An 814-nucleotide genomic window follows, 5' to 3' on the forward strand; every position below is an offset into this window, starting at 1 on the left:
GTCGGACTGCCGCCCCCGCCCGCTACCGTCCGAAGCGGCGCAGGCGCAGGGAGTTGGCCACCACCAGCACGGAACTGGCGGCCATCGCGGCCCCGGCGATCATCGGGTTGAGCAGCCCGAGCGCTGCCACCGGGATGCCGAGCGTGTTGTAGGCGAAGGCCCAGAACAGGTTCGACTTGATGGTGGAGAGCGTCCGGCGGCTGAGCTCGATGGACTGCACCACCTGGCCGAGGTCGCTGCCCATCACGGTCAGGTCCGCGGCCTCGATCGCCACGTCGGTGCCGGCGCCCATGGCGATGCCCAGGTCGGCCTGGGCCAGCGCGGCGGCGTCGTTCACGCCGTCGCCCACCATCGCCACCGTCTTGCCCTCGTCCTGCAGCCGCTTGATCGCGGCCACCTTCTCCTCGGGGAGCACGTCGGCGAAGACGTCCTCGGCGGCGATGCCGACCTCGGCGGCCACCTCGGCGGCCACCGCTGCGTTGTCGCCGGTGAGCAGGATGGGGTGCAGCCCCAGGTCCTTGAACCGTGCGATGGCGGCGGCCGAGTTCTCCTTCACGGTGTCCTGGAGGCTGACGATCCCGGCGATGGTGCCGTCGACGGCGACCCAGACCGCCGTGGATCCGGCCTGCTGCTGCTCCAGCAGGGCGCGGCGGTGGGTGTCGGTGAGGGCGATGCCGTTCTCGTCCATCCAGTTGTTGCGGCCGACGACGACGGTGCTGGCGCGTCCGTCGCGTTCGGACACGGTGCCGCGGACGCCGCCGCCGGCGTTGGCCATGGCCAGCTTGTAGTCCACGATGATATAGTAATAGCACAC

1 protein-coding gene is annotated in these 814 nt (G+C 70.6%); it reads right to left on the bottom strand.

The window, feature by feature from the left end; translation table 11 throughout:
- Nucleotides 1-22: 22 nt before the first annotated feature.
- Nucleotides 23-814, bottom strand: a 792-nt coding sequence (locus AC5RV2_RS18665; RefSeq protein ID WP_494093567.1) for a heavy metal translocating P-type ATPase, incomplete at its 5' end; no start/stop codon positions are given.

This window comes from Arthrobacter sp. Y3225116 (assembly GCF_059091245.1).